We start from the raw sequence: 18012 nt of genomic DNA on the forward strand, positions 1-18012 counted from the left end.
TGCAGCCTTCATTCCGAAAGCTACAAAAACACCGCTCACCTCCACGTTTTAGATATTCGTCTTCACTTCCACTCCTGCTGAGCTTCAAAAACGATGTCTAACCAAGCTTCTGACCAGCTTAAGCAAAATGCTCCAAGAATCATGCAGATATGGGAGAAGCGGGCGCGTGATGAAGTCAATGCCACCATGCATCAGAACTCTTTGGTCTTACAAGATTCGTTACCCCTGTACTTAGACCAACTGAGTGATGAACTTTCAACCACAATCCATAGAACCCCTAGCCGCATTGCATCCGACGAAGTAGAAAGCACTCGGATCGGCAAGCTGCATGGACATGAACGGGCAGGCTACGCAGACTACTCCATGAGTCAGCTAATTTTTGAGTATCACATCCTCCGTCAAGTCATCTTTCAAGTTTTAGAGGAAGAAGCGCCTTTAGATGTGCGGGAACGAGACATCATTATTGGCTCTATTGAGCAAGCAGTTAATGACGCTGCGACTCAGTTTTCCCAGACGCTACGAGATATTCAAGAGCTGTTTATGGTGACGCTAACCCACGACCTCAAAAATCCTATTAATGTCGTAAAAATGGGCACCCAACTAATTCTTCGCCGCCTTGAACGGGGAGACGCTCACATTGATGTGGCAGCGAGGATGATTACTGCGATCGATCGCCTTGATGCCATGATTCAAAATCTGCTTGATGCCAGTCGGTTGCGGGCAGGGCAGAGCTTGAAGTTTATATCTGAGGAATGCGATTTAGAGATTCTAGTCCAGGACGTAGTGGAGGATTTGAACTTCACCTACGGCGGTCGGTTTGTTGTAGTCTCGGACTCTGGTGTCAGAACCCAATGTAGCCCGAAAGAAATACGGCGAGTGATCGAAAACTTAGTAATTAACGCAGTGAAGTATGGGGCTCCTAGCACACCGATTACACTCACGCTCCACCAAAGTGAAACGCTGATCACCCTCACCGTGCACAATGAGGGCAATCCGATCGCCCCAGATGCTCAATCCATCCTCTTTCAACAATTTCGTCGTACCATCTCCGCAGAAGATCAAACAGGATGGGGGCTAGGATTATTTCTGGCCAAGAGTATTGTTGAAGCCCATCAAGGGACGATTGTGGTCGAAAGTACTGAGGGCCAGGGAACCAGCTTTATCGTCAAGCTACCAAAAATTTAGTTTTTCTTCACTGGGTTAGCTATTTTTCAAGGTGCACTCTGGAATTTAGACTTCAAAAAGTGGCTTTAATAAATGCGTTAGCATCTCTCTAATGTCAGTCAGATCACAGTTAAGACTCATGGAGCAACCCGCTTTATCGACTGAGGTGATTCTTACGCACCCACGCAAAACCATTGGCAATGTCCAGCTTGACTGGTCTCCTCAGCCTGGCTGCTACTTAGATTTAGCAGGCAAAACCTACGCTGTTTTAGAGCGCCATCATCGCTATCAGCTCAGAGCAGGACGTTATCAGCTGCATAAGATCGCACTGTACGTCCAATTAGCTACCGGTTCTATAGAAAGAAGTTTAGTGGCAGGACGTTGGGTTCTGGGAGATGGAAGTTGTCGCTTCAACGCTCATTCAGAATTGATTCGTTGCGCAGTTAACCCAGAAGGACCTTGTGACTCCTGCCATCATTACGAACAGTTGGTTTAGTGTCAAAACTCTTGGCCGTTGCCTAACACTTCCCCCACCTCTAAGCGAGTGCCGTTGGCAAAATCCCAGCCTGATTGCGATCGCTTTCCTGCCAGCTTCACATCTCGCAGCAGTAATAAGCCATCACCCGTTTGCATAACTGGCCCCAATCCTTTAGCAATGTGAATCACGGAGCCAGGGGAAAGTTGACTAGCAACTAGCTCTGACCAGTCTGCTTCCAAGGTTCGGAATTCAGTGGGCAGCAAGTCCCAATAAGCAGGCCCTAATGGCAGGGTTGACTCAATTTTGAGAGCTGTGTCCCGAAACATGGCGACACAGTTAGGAAAGAAACCGCGAATTTGATTATGCAAGGCGATCGCCGATCGCGACCAATCTAAACAATAGTCTTGCTTTTGAATCAGAGGAGCGTAAGTTGCAGCTGCTGCATCTTGAGCCATTGGTTGCACTTCTCGCCGCTCCAACTTCAACAGCGTATCTACTAACAAATCTGCGCTCAGCTCCGCTAACCGAGTCGCTAGGTCTTGGACTGTATTTAGCAACCCAATTGCAGTAGTAGCCTTCAGTAGCATCGGCCCTGTATCCATGCCCGCATCCATCAGCATGGTGGTAATACCTGTCTCGGTTTCACCGTGGTAGAGGCACCACTGAATCGGGGCAGCACCTCGATATTGCGGCAAGATGGAACCATGCCCATTAATACATCCCAGCTTAGGCATGTCCAAAATCTGCTGAGAGAGAATTTGCCCATAAGCTACTACTACAAAAGCATCGGCTTGCAGAGCTGCTAGTTGCGCCAACGTTTCAGGATCTTTCTTGATCCGCTGGGGTTGCCAAACGGGGAGCTGGTGCGCCAAAGCCACTGTTTTAACGGGTGAAGCAGTCAGCTGATTACCCCGCCCACGACGTTTATCGGGCTGGCTAACCACTGCTACTACTTCAAACTCAGGATGATTGAGCAGCTTCTCCAAACTGGGAACCGCAAATTGGGGCGTACCGAAGAAAACAACTCTCATGCTTTGTGGCAAATTATTTGAAACCCACACTTTATCGGGGATCAATCACGATTTCAATCCGCCGATTCCGTTGTTGATTGGCCACACTATTGTTTTCTGCGAGAGGATAGGCTGACCCATAATCAATCACGACCCAGTGATAAGCGTTGCCTAGAGTACTGGCGAGGTATTGCTGCACCATTTGTGCCCGCTGAAAAGCCAACTCTGGAACTGCTTCTGGCTGACCTGCATCATCGGTATGAGCTGCTACTTGCACCGAGGCACCGGAATAATTACGCAGATCTCCAACAATGCTGTCGAGCAAGTTGCGTGTCTCTGGGCTGAAGCCTACTTGACCTGCTCTAAATAGCAAATCAGTGGGTAAAGTGACTGTCAAACGACCTGCGGGATAGGCTCCAGAGCTGCTAATTGCATTAGTTACTGGAGCGATCGCCGTAGTTGCAGCTGGGGTAGGAGCAGGACTCGGTGGCGCTGTGCCAGAGGCTGTGGCTAACTGTTGGGTCAAAATAGCCAAACGGTTTTCTAAAGGTTCTACAGCTCGATTAGTGCCTAGCTGGGTTTCTAAAGCAGTCAGGCGATCGCTCACACTTTGAACAGTAGTTTGCAATTGAGTTACCTCTGCCTCAATCTGCTGTTGTTGAGCCGTGGTGAGGGGTGGGAGCGGACTGACAGCAACGGTAGGGCTAGGGGCAACCGTTGGAGTATCGGCTTGAGGGGAAACTCTGGGTTGGGTCCAAGATTGGGGTAGCCGCTTGATCTGAATTACCCAGGCGCTAGATTGACGCAAGGCTTTTTCGAACAGAGGCAGTTCTGGATTAGGGGCAGGATAAAAGGCCGCCACTACAACTCCTCCCAGCCAAGCAAATCCCCCTCCCACTAGTAACAGCAGGAGCCGAAACATAAACACTAAGAGCGGCCAATTTTGCTTGGGTGGCCTAATTGTAGGAGAGCTTGCTTTGGAAACTGGAGTCACGCTGACTAGTCAATCTTAAAGACGATTCAATTGTGATGCTATCTCAACTCTGGGAAGCAATTGAGCAAATTGAAGTTTCTTACAAAGTTTTCTCGGCTTCAACTAAGAAAAGTTACAGCGCATGAAACCTTTGATGAACTGTGAAACCTCCATTGTCTCTGGTTGGTGAATCCTACTGGCCCCTGTGAACCGTAGATCTCTCAGGTCGAACCACTGCCACTCCACGCGATCGCCCCCAAGTATTTGGCCGATCGGTCAATAGCATTTGGACAGGACCGCAGTCCTATCTCTGAGTCAGGCGAGCGTTTAAAGAACCCCCTTACTGGTAACCGCGCCAGGGGCTCACTTGCAGCACCCCATTGGGCTTAAACACCACCCTAAAAGGCGCTAATGAAGCTTGATTAGCTGAGTTATTCTGGGCAGGGGCAGCATCAGATTTGAGTAAGGTAGGCAAGGGCGTATCTTCCACATAGTCAGACCCAGGCTGATTCATCGGCTCATAATTCGCGATCGAGCCATCCGGTGCTACATTCACCCGGTAAACCAACTCCCGCTCAAAATCAGGCTTCTCTTTCCAATTTCTGTCAATTTGGTCGTAGAGCCTACCAGTCAGATCTTCAATGGCTGATGAGTCAGTGATTTCTGAGGTAGGGCTAGGCGCTGCTGTGTAACCTCCCCACGGACTCACTTGCAATACCCCATTGGGTCGGAAGACAACTCGGAACTGACCAATCGGCTCCTGAGACAAACTACCGCCATTGGCAGGAATGTAGAGAAGGTCAAGCAAAGGAGTTTGCTGAGCCGCTCCGGTAGGCGTATTCTCAGCTTCTCTGTAACCAAGAATAGCCCCATCTTGGGCAACACTGACTCGATACACTAGCTCCTGATCGAACTCTGGTTCTTGCTTCCAAGATTGGTCGATCTGGTCGTATACCTTTTTACTCAAACTATCAAGCTGTGTCGGATCGGTAATCTCCGGCGCAGCAGCCAGAGCCGCTTGCACGTTCTCTAGGTTGGGCTGAGTCGTAGTCGCAGGACTAGACGTTGGGGAGGCTGTTGGCGAAGAAGTTGGAGATTCAGTGGGGCTGGTTTGTACCGCTGCGGCTGTCTGAGGAGAGGGGCTAGCCGTTCCGGTCGGTGAGGGGGTCTGCGACTGACTAGTATTCGGCTGAGCTGTCGGATCTTCAGGCTTCTGAACTTGAGGAATAGGAATAAAGAAAAGAGCCACAGCAGCTAGAGCCAAGCCAGATACACCGATAGCAGCAGGCACTACTCGCTCAGCTGTCATTTGACGAGCGGCTGTATAGCGCTTTGAAACGGGTGCTAGCTGTAGGGTCAAGTCGGGCAAGGTTTGGGCGTCAGCAAAAAATTGATCCACTGCATCCACTAGATCAAATAGCTGCACCGTATTGAGATCGATCTGGGTGGCAAAGGCTGTCTCTCTAGCCGTTTCTTCGGAAGGTTGCACAATTAAACGGTGCTGATTGCGGTCTAACTCCTGTAGTTGAATGGCTGGGGAGGATACAGGCAGGTGGATGCCGCTAAGAAATTCTTGTGCGTAGCGGCTCACTGCCACCACTAAAGCCACAAAAAAGTCACGTCCGCCAGAGATGGGTTGCTCTCGCCCCAAAATTCGGCACTCGGCATTAATCAAAATCGACATCAAAGGCCGCAACTCGGTGGGATTAGTGGAGGCGGTCGGATCGCTTAATCCTTCTAAAACTAGCGTGCAGTTGGGCAAGCTGTACTGACGTTGAATCGTCATTCTACCTCTCCATCAAACAAACTGATCCAAAACCGTTGCATGCCAAAGGTGCCCGTACAAAATAGTAATTTGCCCAGCAAGCTCAGCGCTAATTCGTTCAATTTCTCGTCGGAGCCGTAGGCCAAAACTCCAGCCCGTCGTGGGTTCATTCGGGCGCGGAAGTGAGCGCGGAAGCGTTCTAGGTAGTCATACAGGCGGAAGTGATGCTCTACCGAAAGTTGCTTCTCTGTGAGTTGCCGATGGGCTAGCAATAGCTGGCGAATCACTACAGTTAGACGACGAGCTAAGTGACAGGCGATCGCGACGAGGGCTTTGGCTTCTACTAAGCTCAGAGGCTGGCGCTGGCTATAACGACGAAGGGGGTTAGTGCTGCGTATGCGCCACAAAGCCACTCGATTCTTAATAATCCCCTGGAGTTCCAACTCCTTTGCCACTGACAAAATCGCTTCAGAGCCCCCTAAGTCCAGCGCTTCAATTGCCAAAAGCATTAGGTCAATTTCTAAGCGAGCTCGACGGGGACAAACGCCAGCGGGTAGGTTTGGATCGGGTAGATTCTCCAAGAATAAAGGAGCTGACGGGGCGGATAGACTCGTTGACGGCATTACGCTCACAGACACATTCATTCCAGCTTGCTAGACCTTAGGGGGTGAGATATCAGCAGCAACCTACCGATAGTTTAGAATTTTGCACTCAGAGCATCGGGGATCTGCCAATTTCTATCATTCCCCAACTCTACTTAGATTATTCGAACCCAGCAAATAACAACTCCAAATGTTTAGAATCAACCAAAACTTTACAAACTTTCATTGTACGATTTCTGAGGCAACTGAGCTGAATGATTGACACTCCAAAAAGCTTATTCAAGCGATCGCAGCCAATTTCAGGTTCAATTAAACAATAGTTGCCGACTGCACCCTCAATTCTTACCCGCAATTTTATGGATCTGAAATCCCTCATTCGTGAGATTCCCGATTTTCCTAAACCAGGAATTCTGTTCCGAGATATTACAACCTTATTGCGCGATCCAGAAGGGCTGCGTTACACCATTGATACCCTAGCGGACAAGTGTAGCGATCTCAGAGCGGACTATGTCGTTGGCATGGAATCACGGGGATTTATTTTTGGCGCTCCTCTCGCTTACAAACTGGGAGCTGGTTTCATCCCCGTCCGCAAGCCTGGTAAGTTGCCTGGTCCAGTTCACAGTATTGAGTATGAACTAGAGTACGGCATGGATCGCTTAGAAGTGCATCAAGATGCTTTTCAGTCAGGCTGTCGGATTTTGGTCGTAGACGATTTGATTGCGACCGGGGGCACCGCTCAGGCAACCGCTAAATTGGTACAACAATCGGGCTGTCACCTTGTAGGCTTTGGATTTATCATCGAGCTACGGGACTTAAAGGGCCGTGAGCGGTTACCAGAAGTTCCAATTGTGACCTTGGTTGACTATTAATACTGGCTTGAATGACTCTTTCTGATCGTAGCGGGCTGGACTCCTTTGGGCATCGGGTAATCTCCTCAGTTACCAGCGAAACCTTTGTTTATGTGGTGAAGCGACTATTACAGGCACTGCTGACTTTATTGCTGGCGTCTGCCTTGAGTTTCGCGATTATTCAACTGGCACCTGGGGATTACCTCGATACTTTGCGGCAGAATCCTAAGATTTCGCCGGAGAGAATCCAAGAGTTACAGCAACAGTTTGGCCTAGATAAGCCAATGCTGGAGCAATATGGGCGCTGGCTTTGGCAGATCCTCAAGCCTCATGTGGTTAAGGTGGGGCCGATTCCCCTAATTTTGCCTCAAGGAAATTTTGGCACTAGCTTTGTCTATCAGCGATCGGTGGCAGCTCTATTGTGGGAGCGAGTCGGCAATACGCTGTTGTTGGCGATCGCCTCATTGGTAATCACTTGGGCGATCGCGATTCCTTTGGGCATCGTTAGCGCTGTGAATCAAAACCGGACAGCAGATCGAGTGCTGCAAGTAATCAGCTACATCGGTCAAGGGTTTCCCAGTTTCATCACGGCGTTGCTGTTGCTAATTTTGGCCCAAAATACCTCGCCGCTCTTTCCCGTGGGAGATATGACCAGCATCAACCATGATGACCTCTCCCCCATTGGCAAAATCTTGGATGTGGGTTGGCACATGATTTTGCCCACTCTAGCTCTCAGCGTCACCAGCTTTGCAGGCTTACAGCGCATTATGCGGGGGGAATTGCTGGATGTTTTGCGGCAGGATTATATTCAAACGGCGCGGGCTAAGGGCTTGCCAGAAAACAAAGTCATTTATGTGCATGCCTTACGCAATGCGATTAATCCTTTAATTACACTGCTAGGGTTTGAATTTGCGGGGCTTCTAAGTGGTGCTTTTATTGCAGAATTTTTCTTTAACTGGCCTGGGTTAGGTCGATTGATTTTGCAGGCAGTGATTGCTCAGGATCTGTATGTAGTGATGGCTAGCCTGATGATGGGGGCAGTCATGTTAATCGTTGGCAATCTATTAGCCGATTTACTGCTCAAAGCTGTTGATCCCCGAATTCGTTTAGAAAACTTAAAGTGACAAGCGCCAGCACCTTGTTGCCAAAGCACCTACCCACGTAGGCCAACTAAGTAAATAGTATTTTCGGGTATTTCCTCCTGAGGTGACTATGCTTTCTCAGGTTTATTACATCATTCGCTCCAGACTAGATGGCAACTACCTAACTGCTAATTTTAGTCAAGGTTCTAGTGCTACCAAGGCTAGTTATTTGTTGATGTTTCGTGAAGATTTTGAGGCTCTGAGCTATCTGAATACTCATGCCTCTGACCTCCGCGATCGCTTTGCCGTGGAATCCATTCCTGGTACGCAGATCACTGGTTTAATGAAGCGCTGGGGTTTTGCAGGAGTTGGCATCGTCCAAGATCCGCTCCTACCTCAGGTAGAGTTCCTATCTTCGGTATCGTAGCAGTTAACTTCTCAAGCGATTGTTATGCCTTGTTTTGAATTTATTTCTCTAGAATCTATCTGGGTATAGATGCGAGCAGGTAGCGAATTCCAGCAAATTAAGTGCAGGTGACGCAGGAAGTCACTCACAAAATTCCTGCTTGACAACACATAATAACTGTTACTCGGAGAAGCTCTATATGCAATCTATTCGCATCAACTTATCTGCTCTTCTACGTCCTGTACGCTTTTTAGTAATTGCTTTTACTTGTGCATTACTATTAGTAACTCAAGCGGCTCCTGCTTTTGCCGCATCTTCCATGTATTCGGGCAGCAGCAGCCCCACCAAAGGCGAAGCTCAGCTCAAAGGGATTGAAGCGAAGTCTTATGAGGCTATAGAAGCACAAGATCCTTATGGACTAGAAAAGCAGGAAGTTGAAACTCAAGGTAAGGGCTTGAATGCGGCTCAGGGTGACGCTGATATTGACAAGATGTATCGCCCTTCCAACTCTCAAGATGCTGCCCCCTCTGTTGAGCAAACCATCAAGAAGAATCTTGAAAAGCTTCAAGGTAAATAGTTTGAGTTGCTAGGAGTCCCTGAAACTCAACTATTGTCCCTACTCACCTTCTTTCAGCTCATCTCACCTCTGTTTTAGAGGTTCCTAAAACAAAGCTTCGGGTAGGTTCTTGCAGCCTACCCTTGTTTTTTATCTAAAAACTTAGAAGGGTGCGCGATCGCTAACCCCTTGTTTTTTACTTTAATTTTTTAAGTTCTTAATAAGCGGGTGGCGAGAATCGAACTCGCATCAATAGCTTGGAAGGCTATGGTTTTACCACTAAACTACACCCGCGATTGAATTTTGCTGATTGCCAGTGCAATATCACTTAGCAATCAAGCCTAGACTAGGATAACACGATTACTGGAAATTTCGAGCTTAAAGTTTCGTTCAATTAACTGAATTGATCGTGACACGCACATCTAAATGGCTGAAAACCACAGATTCAGGATCGTCTCTACGGTTAAAAGCTGGGTAAAATTCCCAAGCAGCGATCGCACATTTGGCTAATTGATCAAAGGATTCACTCCCACTAGACTTCCTGACCGATGTGTAGTGTGCTAAAACACGCCCTTGGTCATCGATCGTAATTCTTAGGTCTACTGGCTCGCCAGAAAAAAGACGACGAATTTCGGGCTCGAGTGATAGACACAAGGACGAATTAGCACCTGGGGAAAAGGTTCGGTAAGTGACTTTAGGCTCAGCGGAGTACTTAGGAATGTCTCCCACGTCTCTAGGCACCTCAATGTTGCTTAAGCTAGCTTGAAATTCAGCAGAGACTGAATTTTGGTCAAGAGTGTGTTGATCAATTGGCTCACCCACATCTTCATTAGCTGGGGCAGACGCTGAATCTGGGGCGGTAGGGGCGGGAGAGACAGGATCGGATGAAGTTTCGGTTTCTGGCTCTCCTGTGCCATTACCAGGATTTGCGGACGGATCTTCGTTGCCTGGCGGATCTGTTGCTGTCTGTTCAGGCTCTGCTGGTAAAGTCCCAGCATCTTCCAGAGGTGGCTCAGGTAGGCTATTGGGTTCTCTGGGTGGAAGACTATTGTCTGGGGGCGCTGGTGCCTGGTTATTGGTATTCGCTAGTGGAACCTCACCATTATCCTGAACCGTTTCAGGGCTTGGCTCAGGACTAGGTAAAACGGGGGGAGTAAACGGTAAAGATGCTTGAGGGATGGCAGGCGATGGCTGAAGCGGTTGTAACTCTTGCGGTGAAGGGCTAGGGGATGGAATAACAGGTGACGGTGCTGAAACGTCTAGAGATTCAGAAATGACAGTAGTGACTCCAGGTTCTGGGGCAGGAGACTCATCACTAGCTTGAGTAGGCTCAGCAGATGTAGGGTCTTGAGCAGATGCAGCAGTTGGAGAAGAGGCTAGGTCATCGGGGGCGACGGTCTCAGGAGCCAGGTCAATCAACTCGATAGGCACAGAACTAGCGGCTGAGGACTGAGCGATCGCTGCCTGTAGCGACCACCACCGCAAGGTCAGCGCCAAGAGCAAATGCGCCACAACCGAACCCGCGATCGCCATCCACCAAAGACGGGGTGGATCAACGTGGCGACGCCAATTAGCAGGCTCTGTTTGAGGAGTAGAATCAATAAATCGTGTCATTGGCAAACTTCAAACAAGCCCGCGAAATTCGGCTAATTTCCCAGTATGGTATACAAATTCTAACGATTCCTCATGCCAGCTCGCTTTTTGAGATAATCGGAGCAAAGCTGAGAAGATTTGCAATGCGGTTACAAGATATTTGTAATGGAACTGCTACCTTAACCTTGAAACAGGTTGCCCAAGATGCGGATTTAGTGAAGCAGATCCAAGTCCGATTGCGTGATCTGCAAATGCCCATTGGTGAGCCTGATGGTCACTGTGGTGCCTTAACTTCTGCGGCGATCGCCCGTTTTTGTCAGGCATTTAACGCGGCGAATGACGACCTAACTCCAGAGATTGCTAAGCAGTTAATTCAAGCAAAAACAATTCCTAATTGTAATCCTTTGCTGGAGATGCTAGCCCCAAGGCAAATCGCTGATATTTTAGACTGCCCCCCGGGTGACGTGCAGACTTACTTACCACGGGTTTTGCAAGCATTTCATCAGCATCAGTTACTCAATCGTTCTACTTTAATTGCCGCGATCGCCACTATCGGAGTAGAAACTGGAGGTTTCCGTCCAATTCACGAGTGGGGCGGCAACGATTATTTCACAGAAATGTACGAGAACCGAGAAGACTTAGGCAATATCTATCCAGGCGATGGAGCCCGCTACCACGGACGTGGTTTTGTCCAAATCACGGGGCGAGCGAACTATCGAGAATATGGTCAAAAGCTAGGGTGCCAACTAGAAGATAATCCAGATCTGGCTCTCGACCCCAAAATTGCTGCCGAAATTTTAGCTTTATATTTTTACGATCGCGAAGTCAATGCAGCCGCCCAAAAGCATGATTGGGAGCAAGTTAGACGCGCCGTTAATGGGGGTCTTAACGGTTGGGACGAGTTTATTCACTTTGTCAAACAGGCTCAAAAAATGCTGTGACAGTACGTTACCGCTTTCGTCTAAGGCTGCGGCTTGTGAATGCTGCGACTACCTTTCTGTTTTGAGGGCAAAAGTCAATACCGTTTCATCCACTCCTTTCAGCTTGAGCGGGCTGAATTTAGTGATTTCTTCTTCGTCTAAATAGTCTGCTACTGCTGCCGAAACCAGAATGCAGTTAGGCTCTGCCGCCTCCTGGATGCGCGACGCAATGTTGACACTAGGGCCAATCGCTGTGTAGTCAGCGCGGTCAGCACTGCCAAACATGCCCACGACTGCGGTTCCTTGATGGATACCACAGCGGAACTGGACTTGGCTAATGCCTTGCTCCTGCCAGCGCCGATTGAGGTTGTTGAGTGAGCGGTACATCTGCCGAGCCGCCGCGATCGCCCGCCGCACCTGTTCGTTGGGGGTTAGTTCTTCAGGAGCCCCAAATAACGCCAAAATCGCATCTCCCATAAACTTATCCACCGTACCCCCATTGTCAAAAATGGCCTGAGTCATTTCCGCCAGGTACTCATTGAGCAATTCCGCTACGCGGCGCGATCGCAAAGTATTCGACAGTTGGGTAAAGCCAATAATGTCGCTAAATAAGACCGTTACGAGACGCGGCTCAGGTCGAAGATCCAAGGACAAATCGCCTGCTGCGGCTTTTTTCACCATCGATGGTGGCAAGAAACGCCGTAGAACAGATTCTGTTAAGTAGGTATTCAGCTCCGCTACTCGGCGCTCATTCGCCTTCAGAGCTAGTAAGTTCCGCACTTCTGCCAACAGCTCTCGGTCATTGAAGGGTTTAGATAAATACGCATCCGCACCCCGCTCTGCTCCTTCAATTCGGGTATCTTCGTCAACCTTTGCAGTTAACAGAATAATTGGCGTACCCCTTAAAGCCTCGGATGCCCGCAGCATTTGGATCATGTCGAGCCCAGAAACCAGTGGCATCATCAGATCCGTCACAATCAAGTCTGGGTGGTGTGTCTGAGCAGCATTAAAGCCTTCACCCCCGTTTCGAGCAGTCAGCACTTGATAACCTGCTTGCCGCAATACTCTAGAGACATAAGTCCGTAAGTCCGAATTGTCATCTACAACCAGAACTTTACTGGTTCTAGCTACTGTCTCAACAGCCGTTTTATCCTGTCCTTGCCCTGCGATTTTGTCAGCAGCAGCCTCCAGTCCCACGAGTCCTGCCTCCAGTGTGGGCAGCGCTTTCTCATCTTTTTCATAAATTTCAGCTTCGATGTCAGCCAGCTCTACAGCAGCACGGCTCATTTGAGCTTCTGTAGGAACTTCAATGACTTGTTCGGCTGGCAAGTGCGCTAGGCCTGTCTGCAACCACACGGTAAAAGTCGTGCCTTCGCCATACACAGACTCGACCGAAATTTGGCCTCCGTGCAGCTCCACTAGTTCTTTCACCAAGGCGAGACCCAAACCACTTCCTTCATAACTGCGATTCGCAGAACCCTCAGCTTGCCGGAAACGCTCAAATAAGTGCGGAATTTGATCGGTACGAATGCCGATTCCTGTATCTTTCACTTTCAATAGGCAGTGGTCGCCAGCCAACTGCATAGACACTGTGATCCTTCCACTAGCTGCCGTGAACTTCATGGCATTGGACAAGAGGTTGTAGAGTACCTTGTCAAATTTCTCTAGATCAAGATAAATCGCAGGACAATCTTGCAGTTCTGTGAACAGCGTAATTTCTTTTTTGTCGCAGTACGGTCGAAATGACTCAACGACCTGACTCACAAACTCGGTCAAGTCACAGGGGCGGAAACTGGGTTGCATTCGACCAGCATCCAGCCGTTGTAAATCTAGCAATTGATTGACGAGGCGGAGAAGACGGCGCGAATTACGCAAAGCAATGACGGCTTGATCATAAGCTAGCCCTTCTTTCTGAGCGACTGCCGACTCCAAAGGACCAATCGTTAGCGTGAGCGGGGTCCGGAATTCGTGGGAAATATTCTGAAAGAATTCAGTTTTTTGGCGGTCTAGCTCTATAAGCTGCTCAGCTTGCTGCCGAGTTTTTTGGTAAAGACGAGATTGTTGCACCGCGATCGCAGCTTGGGCAGCTACGGCTTGAGCCAGTTCAATTTCTGAAGCTTGCCAACGGCGTGGGTGACGTACTTGTCGCAGAGAAATGCTGCCAATAATTTTGCCATCAGACAGCAAAGGGACGACCAGCAGAGCGCGGGCAGGCGATCGCAAAGGTAAATCTGCCACATTCAGCTCTGGATGCTGGCCTAAATCCTCAATGGCTACAGGCTTCTGAGTTAACAGCAAATGCTGTAACACCGGATTTCCTCTGATCGGCACCCGTGACTGGGGTAAATGACGTAAAGGCACTCCCCCATCCTCTAATCCATCCAGCGCTGACCCGCTCCGGCGGGAGCTATTGGAACTAGCTGTATGAGTGGTTAGCGGCGGCGTCAGTTCAAACGGTAAATGAGAGCTACTAGACTGTCCTACCCCAGCTGTAGAACTGGGCAACAAATTAGTCAGTTCTCCTACGGTCTCATTCGTGGACTCAGCAGAATCGTGTAGACCAACACACTGGACATACTCATCATCCTCTGTCCAGAGGGAAAGAGCACAGCCATCCACATGGAGTGCTTGGCCCAACTGCTGAGTAATAGCAGCAAAAATATCTTGCGGATCTAAACTAGAGCGAATGGCTGCGGTGATTGTATTGACCAATGCCTCACGTTGAGCCAAGGCTCGAACTTGTTCATAAGCACGGGCTTGAGACAAAGCTAAGGCTGCCTGATCGGCTACCACAATCACCAATTGAATCTCGTCATCTTGCCAAACTCGCAGCTCCCCGGTTTGATGCAATGCAAGAACTGCCATCAACTCCTGGCGGCAGATTAAGGGCACTACTAGACTAGAACGAATATTGGCGTCGGTATAAATCTGTTGACGCAGCTTCAAGTCTGGAATATCAACCTCATCTTCCTTCAGCGTCGCTACGTCATCTAGAAGTTTGACCTCATGAGTTTTCCAGACGGTCTGAGCCAAGTGACTCCAATCGTTAGCTGCATTGCTATGGGCATCAGACGAGACAGGGAATAGCTTCGTCTCGCCCGACATAGATAGTTCAGTTGAGTGATTCGAGTTGGCTCCGTGATGGGAACGAGCCGCGTAAACAAACCACTCATCCTCCATGCGATCGTCTTGAAACGGTCGTAGAACACAGCAACTCACTTCAAACATTTGCCCCATCGTATCGACAATCGTTTGCATGATTTGTCGATAGTTAAGAGCGCTGCGAATCGTGTTGGTGACGGCATTCAGTAAAGACTCTTGCCGCAGTGTTCGACACAATTCTCGTGTGCGAGCTTTCAATACGTTGTGAGTGTCAACTGCCTGACGCACAACACCTTTAAGTTCTTCATCATCCCAGGGCTTGGTGACGTATTTGAAGACTTTGCCAGAGTTAATGGCTTCGACCAAGTCCTCAACGTCGGTATATCCTGTCAGAATGATCCGAATAATATCCGGATACTGCGTAGCCGTGAGACTGAGGAACTCTGTCCCACTCATTAAGGGCATGCGCTGGTCTGAGATGATGACAGCGATATCACCTTCGTTAGCTAGGATATCCAGCGCCACAGGTGCACTTTCAGCTCTGAGTACCTTGAACTCTCGGTGGAAAGTTCGGTAGAGCAAATCCAAGTTATCTGGCTCGTCATCAACCACCAGAATTTTGGGTTTACTGGTATCTGGGGATTTCATGCACCGCTCTCCTGCTGCAGAGGCAGTTGATTCAACAATCGTTGCACTGGATATAAGTTGCTAGAACTGGAGAGACTGAGTTGTGCCAGGTGAATAGCTTGCCTGAACACTGCATTAATTAAATTAATTAATCGATTAGCACCAAGTTGCTGCACTACAGTTAGGTCGGTAATCCATAGTTCTCGCCCCCAAACTCCTAGTAGAGTACGAAGGCTTAAGGACTGCTGATGACATACCTTGACAGGCAACAGAGTAGAGGGCTGCGCAACAAAATTTGTTTGCAGTCCTTTGCTACTAGTCCTTAAAACAAAAGGCGTGACGACAGTCGCAGTATTCAAAGACAAGAAAATCCGGTTGCTAATCTGTACTGATCTACTAATTCCGTCTGAAACAGTACTCCTCAGAAAAAATTGTGACAATTTTAGGGAGGAAACCTCGATCATGATGGTTAGTAAGCTAATGCCCTGCGGTACAACTTGTGTAATCAGAGCTGAGTTCCTTTTCAGGCATCTGAAGTTAAGGTGCCCAGTCTCATCCAGGATGTAGCGAGGGTTAGCTCAAGGTTGATGCACTCCTCATACAATCCTAATACAGTTCTAATATTGCGAAAGTTAACAAGCCGTGCTAATTGACCATGAACCTCAACCAGCGTTCCCAATTTTGAGCCTGGTTTTGCCTAGATTTAAAATCGGGCTATTTAAGGGTTAAGGGTGGTGTAGTGCTTAAATTAGTTCCTAGCAGTGTTAGCTCTAACTTCATCCAGACAAATCATTTACGATCTTTACGGGCTATGTATCCTGAGAACAGTGAGTTTTTCTTTTTATTCCTCAATGTCTGATGAGCAAACCTCTCCGGGACGATTACTAGATTCGCCCGACTTCAGTGTTCGGGTTGCTCAGTTAACAGACTTGACTGGTCTGACTGACATCCTGGCCGATAGTTTTCATTCTCAGGCGGGTCTAAGACACTGGCTGTACCCGTTGCTGCGTCTGGGCATATATGAAGATTTACGCAATCGATTGCGATCGACAACTCCCAATTATGCTTGTTTGGTCGCTGTGCATACGACGCTCAGATCAGAGCGGGCTGATTCAAACTCAGCAGACGATTTAATCGGTACCGTAGAGATGGCGTTGCGTCATCCCCATGTCTTTCAGTTTCATCAGGCCAAATATCTTTATCTTTCCAATTTGGCTGTTCGGGCAGAACATCGTCGCCAAGGTGTGGCGTATCACCTCTTGACGGCATGTGAGAGCATTGCTTTAAGCTGGGGATTTCAAGATATCTATCTGCATGTTTTGGAAAATAATTATCAAGCTAGACGGCTTTATCTTAAAACAGGGTACAAACTACAACAAGCCGATCCGAGTTGGAGTGCTTGGCTACTGAGGCAGCCACGACGCCTCCTGCTACACAAGCATCTCTCGCCTGCTACAGCGAGGCGGACTACACCCGTTTAAATAATGAATGCTCATGAGGAATCTAAGTATTAAAACTCTTTGAAACTATACAAAATTGGCAAAATTGGCACAGATAGTTGGCGATCGCCCGTTCCTCAAATAACTTTTTAACTCAAATAAGGAACTGCCCGTTTTCTCCTAAAGCTATAGCTGTTAAAGTGAGGTGTGATTTATTTATATGATTCAGTCATATCTGGCAACTTTAGAGGTAGTCAAACTAGATTTACTCAAACCAATCAAATTCAACAAAATTGGATTTTTTACTACAAATGATTCAAGCTTATAGAGCAACTTCATCTGTTCTTGATTTATATTTTCTTAGTCTTCATACGCACTTTAAACTTCAAACTGATTGAATGGCTTTTCCACACGATCTATTCCTTGATTTAGGTTGGGCTATAGTTGATTCGATACCATAGAATAAGGGTGTGAAGCCAGCATTTGACTCCTAAATGCAAACCACATAAAAGTAACGTCAAGTTATGGCAGGCCTGCCTCGATTGCTTCCAATCAAATCAATGTACTTGGTGTACTTTAAGGTTAGGTTTGTCAGCCGGTGCTGGGTTTGGGTGCATGCCCACAGGAAGCAATTAGGAGTAGGTCTCGATGGATAGCGAAGGCCAGCAGCGCTATCAGACTGCCTCTTTCGAGGTCAATATTCCAATTAGCCGCACCTGTGTTATAGGCAAATACACAGAAGCTCAAAACTTTCAAAGGATGAATATTCCAGATCCCAGCGCTTGCGGAACTGTTGTTGAGCACCCACATTCACCTGAACTTATTACTCAGCTAAACAGCGGACAGTTGTTGATGGTGAATAGCCGCCGCAGAAATGGCCTAGTTATTTATAAGCAGTTTCATGCAGAATTCGCTGGGCCTGGCGCAGCAGTAGGCGGTTTCTTTGATATGGATTGTGTCAAGGCTATTCCAGTCGGAGATTTATCTCTTGTAGAACCCGATACTCATGAAGAGCGCCAAAAAGCTTATTTAATTCGCCGCCAGTGGATTCGACTCACTCAACAATTCACCGACAACGCTGTGCCATTGCAGCGGGCACAAATGATCTTGAATCAGTTTGAGAACTACTTTGATCCAGCCACAGTTGCCCAGCTACCAGATGAAGCATTCGCGCTTTTAGTGGGGATATTACCACAGACGATTCGGAGCATGCGTCAAAACTCTACTAATCTCAATCCCAAAACTCGACGCTGAGAATTTTGGTGTGGGTGTGACAGAGAAGTCAGTGTTTTTCAGATCAACTTATTTGGTCTTTATCTTGTTACGGGTGTGATGCGTAAAGCCCCCGCGTTTCAACCGGGGGATATAAGCGAAGGGTTGAATTTATTCAACCGTGATGCGGGTCGTTAATGTAGTTCATTACCTTCTGGGTGCTAATCTTTCCCGT

Annotated in this window: 16 protein-coding genes and 1 tRNA gene; 9 read left to right on the forward strand and 8 right to left on the reverse strand. The window is 48.2% G+C overall.

Going from position 1 to position 18012, the window contains the following annotated elements:
• Window positions 1–93 precede the first annotated feature (93 nt).
• Both KME12_04210 and KME12_04215 read left to right on the forward strand, forming a co-directional pair.
• Window positions 94–1185, forward strand: coding sequence for a HAMP domain-containing histidine kinase (locus tag KME12_04210; protein ID MBW4486975.1), 1092 nt, complete (start codon window positions 94–96; stop codon window positions 1183–1185).
• Between the two features lie 118 nt (window positions 1186–1303).
• Window positions 1304–1660 carry a hypothetical protein gene (locus KME12_04215; protein ID MBW4486976.1) on the forward strand — a complete coding sequence of 119 codons (357 nt, stop codon included), beginning with the start codon at window positions 1304–1306 and terminating at the stop codon, window positions 1658–1660.
• Window positions 1661–1662: 2 nt separating this feature from the next.
• Here KME12_04215 and fmt read toward each other — a convergent pair whose 3' ends face one another.
• From fmt to KME12_04235, 4 genes are all read right to left on the reverse strand, one after another.
• Complete coding sequence (gene fmt / locus KME12_04220; protein MBW4486977.1) at window positions 1663–2673, reverse strand: methionyl-tRNA formyltransferase; 1011 nt, start codon at window positions 2671–2673, stop codon at window positions 1663–1665.
• Between the two features lie 31 nt (window positions 2674–2704).
• A complete protein-coding gene (locus KME12_04225) occupies window positions 2705–3646 on the reverse strand; it encodes an OmpA family protein (protein MBW4486978.1) in 942 nt (313 codons plus the stop codon).
• Between the two features lie 319 nt (window positions 3647–3965).
• On the reverse strand, window positions 3966–5411 hold the full coding sequence (locus KME12_04230; protein ID MBW4486979.1) for a DUF4335 domain-containing protein: 1446 nt from the start codon (window positions 5409–5411) through the stop codon (window positions 3966–3968).
• Complete coding sequence (locus KME12_04235) at window positions 5408–6013, reverse strand: DUF3038 domain-containing protein (protein MBW4486980.1); 606 nt, start codon at window positions 6011–6013, stop codon at window positions 5408–5410. The genes KME12_04230 and KME12_04235 overlap by 4 nt, the downstream gene beginning before the upstream one ends.
• 335 nt (window positions 6014–6348) lie before the next feature.
• On the opposite strand from KME12_04235, the gene KME12_04240 reads away from it, so the two are divergent.
• The 4 genes from KME12_04240 to KME12_04255 all read left to right on the forward strand — a co-directional run bounded on the left by KME12_04240 (window position 6349) and on the right by KME12_04255 (window position 8905).
• Window positions 6349–6861, forward strand: a complete 513-nt coding sequence (locus KME12_04240) for an adenine phosphoribosyltransferase (protein MBW4486981.1) — start codon at window positions 6349–6351, stop codon at window positions 6859–6861.
• 11 nt (window positions 6862–6872) lie between these two features.
• A complete protein-coding gene (locus tag KME12_04245; GenBank protein ID MBW4486982.1) occupies window positions 6873–7964 on the forward strand; it encodes an ABC transporter permease in 1092 nt (363 codons plus the stop codon).
• Between the two features lie 88 nt (window positions 7965–8052).
• Window positions 8053–8349: a hypothetical protein gene (locus KME12_04250; protein MBW4486983.1), complete on the forward strand. Its 297-nt coding sequence runs from the start codon at window positions 8053–8055 to the stop codon at window positions 8347–8349.
• Window positions 8350–8527: 178 nt separating this feature from the next.
• Entirely contained in the window at window positions 8528–8905 is a 378-nt protein-coding gene (locus tag KME12_04255) for a low temperature-induced protein (protein ID MBW4486984.1), read from the forward strand.
• A gap of 202 nt (window positions 8906–9107) precedes the next feature.
• Here the strand turns inward: KME12_04255 and KME12_04260 are convergent.
• Together KME12_04260 and KME12_04265 are read right to left on the reverse strand one after the other, a co-directional pair.
• A tRNA-Gly gene (locus KME12_04260) sits at window positions 9108–9178 on the reverse strand.
• A 96-nt stretch (window positions 9179–9274) separates the two neighbouring features.
• Window positions 9275–10498: a hypothetical protein gene (locus tag KME12_04265; GenBank protein ID MBW4486985.1), complete on the reverse strand. Its 1224-nt coding sequence runs from the start codon at window positions 10496–10498 to the stop codon at window positions 9275–9277.
• 122 nt (window positions 10499–10620) lie between these two features.
• Here KME12_04265 and KME12_04270 point away from each other — a divergent pair, with 122 nt between their 5' ends.
• Window positions 10621–11418 carry a hypothetical protein gene (locus tag KME12_04270; GenBank protein MBW4486986.1) on the forward strand — a complete coding sequence of 266 codons (798 nt, stop codon included), beginning with the start codon at window positions 10621–10623 and terminating at the stop codon, window positions 11416–11418.
• Between the two features lie 48 nt (window positions 11419–11466).
• On the opposite strand, the gene KME12_04275 is transcribed toward KME12_04270, so the two are convergent.
• Window positions 11467–15147: a response regulator gene (locus KME12_04275; protein MBW4486987.1), complete on the reverse strand. Its 3681-nt coding sequence runs from the start codon at window positions 15145–15147 to the stop codon at window positions 11467–11469.
• The gene (locus KME12_04280) at window positions 15144–15491 is read right to left on the reverse strand and encodes a hypothetical protein (GenBank protein MBW4486988.1); all 348 of its coding nucleotides are present in this window, start codon (window positions 15489–15491) and stop codon (window positions 15144–15146) included. The genes KME12_04275 and KME12_04280 overlap by 4 nt, the downstream gene beginning before the upstream one ends.
• A 486-nt stretch (window positions 15492–15977) precedes the next feature.
• Here KME12_04280 and KME12_04285 point away from each other — a divergent pair, with 486 nt between their 5' ends.
• Both KME12_04285 and KME12_04290 read left to right on the forward strand, forming a co-directional pair.
• Complete coding sequence (locus tag KME12_04285) at window positions 15978–16607, forward strand: GNAT family N-acetyltransferase (GenBank protein MBW4486989.1); 630 nt, start codon at window positions 15978–15980, stop codon at window positions 16605–16607.
• 813 nt (window positions 16608–17420) lie between these two features.
• Window positions 17421–17819 carry a hypothetical protein gene (locus KME12_04290; GenBank protein MBW4486990.1) on the forward strand — a complete coding sequence of 133 codons (399 nt, stop codon included), beginning with the start codon at window positions 17421–17423 and terminating at the stop codon, window positions 17817–17819.
• The last annotated feature ends 193 nt before the right edge of the window (window positions 17820–18012 follow it).

Origin of the sequence: Trichocoleus desertorum ATA4-8-CV12 (assembly GCA_019358975.1) — a bacterium.
Classification (GTDB): Bacteria; Cyanobacteriota; Cyanobacteriia; order FACHB-46; family FACHB-46; genus Trichocoleus; species Trichocoleus desertorum_A.

Bases quoted from the DNA above. Each gene is read 5' to 3' on its own strand.
- fmt (MBW4486977.1), bottom strand. From the start codon at position 2,673: ATGAGAGTTGTTTTCTTCGGTACGCCCCAATTTGCGGTTCCCAGTTTG.
- KME12_04245 (MBW4486982.1), top strand. From the start codon at position 6,873: ATGACTCTTTCTGATCGTAGCGGGCTGGACTCCTTTGGGCATCGGGTA.
- KME12_04240 (MBW4486981.1), top strand. From the start codon at position 6,349: ATGGATCTGAAATCCCTCATTCGTGAGATTCCCGATTTTCCTAAACCA.
- KME12_04255 (MBW4486984.1), top strand. From the start codon at position 8,528: ATGCAATCTATTCGCATCAACTTATCTGCTCTTCTACGTCCTGTACGC.
- KME12_04275 (MBW4486987.1), bottom strand. From the start codon at position 15,147: ATGAAATCCCCAGATACCAGTAAACCCAAAATTCTGGTGGTTGATGAC.
- KME12_04270 (MBW4486986.1), top strand. From the start codon at position 10,621: ATGCGGTTACAAGATATTTGTAATGGAACTGCTACCTTAACCTTGAAA.
- KME12_04250 (MBW4486983.1), top strand. From the start codon at position 8,053: ATGCTTTCTCAGGTTTATTACATCATTCGCTCCAGACTAGATGGCAAC.
- KME12_04235 (MBW4486980.1), bottom strand. From the start codon at position 6,013: ATGCCGTCAACGAGTCTATCCGCCCCGTCAGCTCCTTTATTCTTGGAG.
- KME12_04285 (MBW4486989.1), top strand. From the start codon at position 15,978: ATGTCTGATGAGCAAACCTCTCCGGGACGATTACTAGATTCGCCCGAC.
- KME12_04215 (MBW4486976.1), top strand. From the start codon at position 1,304: ATGGAGCAACCCGCTTTATCGACTGAGGTGATTCTTACGCACCCACGC.
- KME12_04210 (MBW4486975.1), top strand. From the start codon at position 94: ATGTCTAACCAAGCTTCTGACCAGCTTAAGCAAAATGCTCCAAGAATC.
- KME12_04230 (MBW4486979.1), bottom strand. From the start codon at position 5,411: ATGACGATTCAACGTCAGTACAGCTTGCCCAACTGCACGCTAGTTTTA.
- KME12_04265 (MBW4486985.1), bottom strand. From the start codon at position 10,498: ATGACACGATTTATTGATTCTACTCCTCAAACAGAGCCTGCTAATTGG.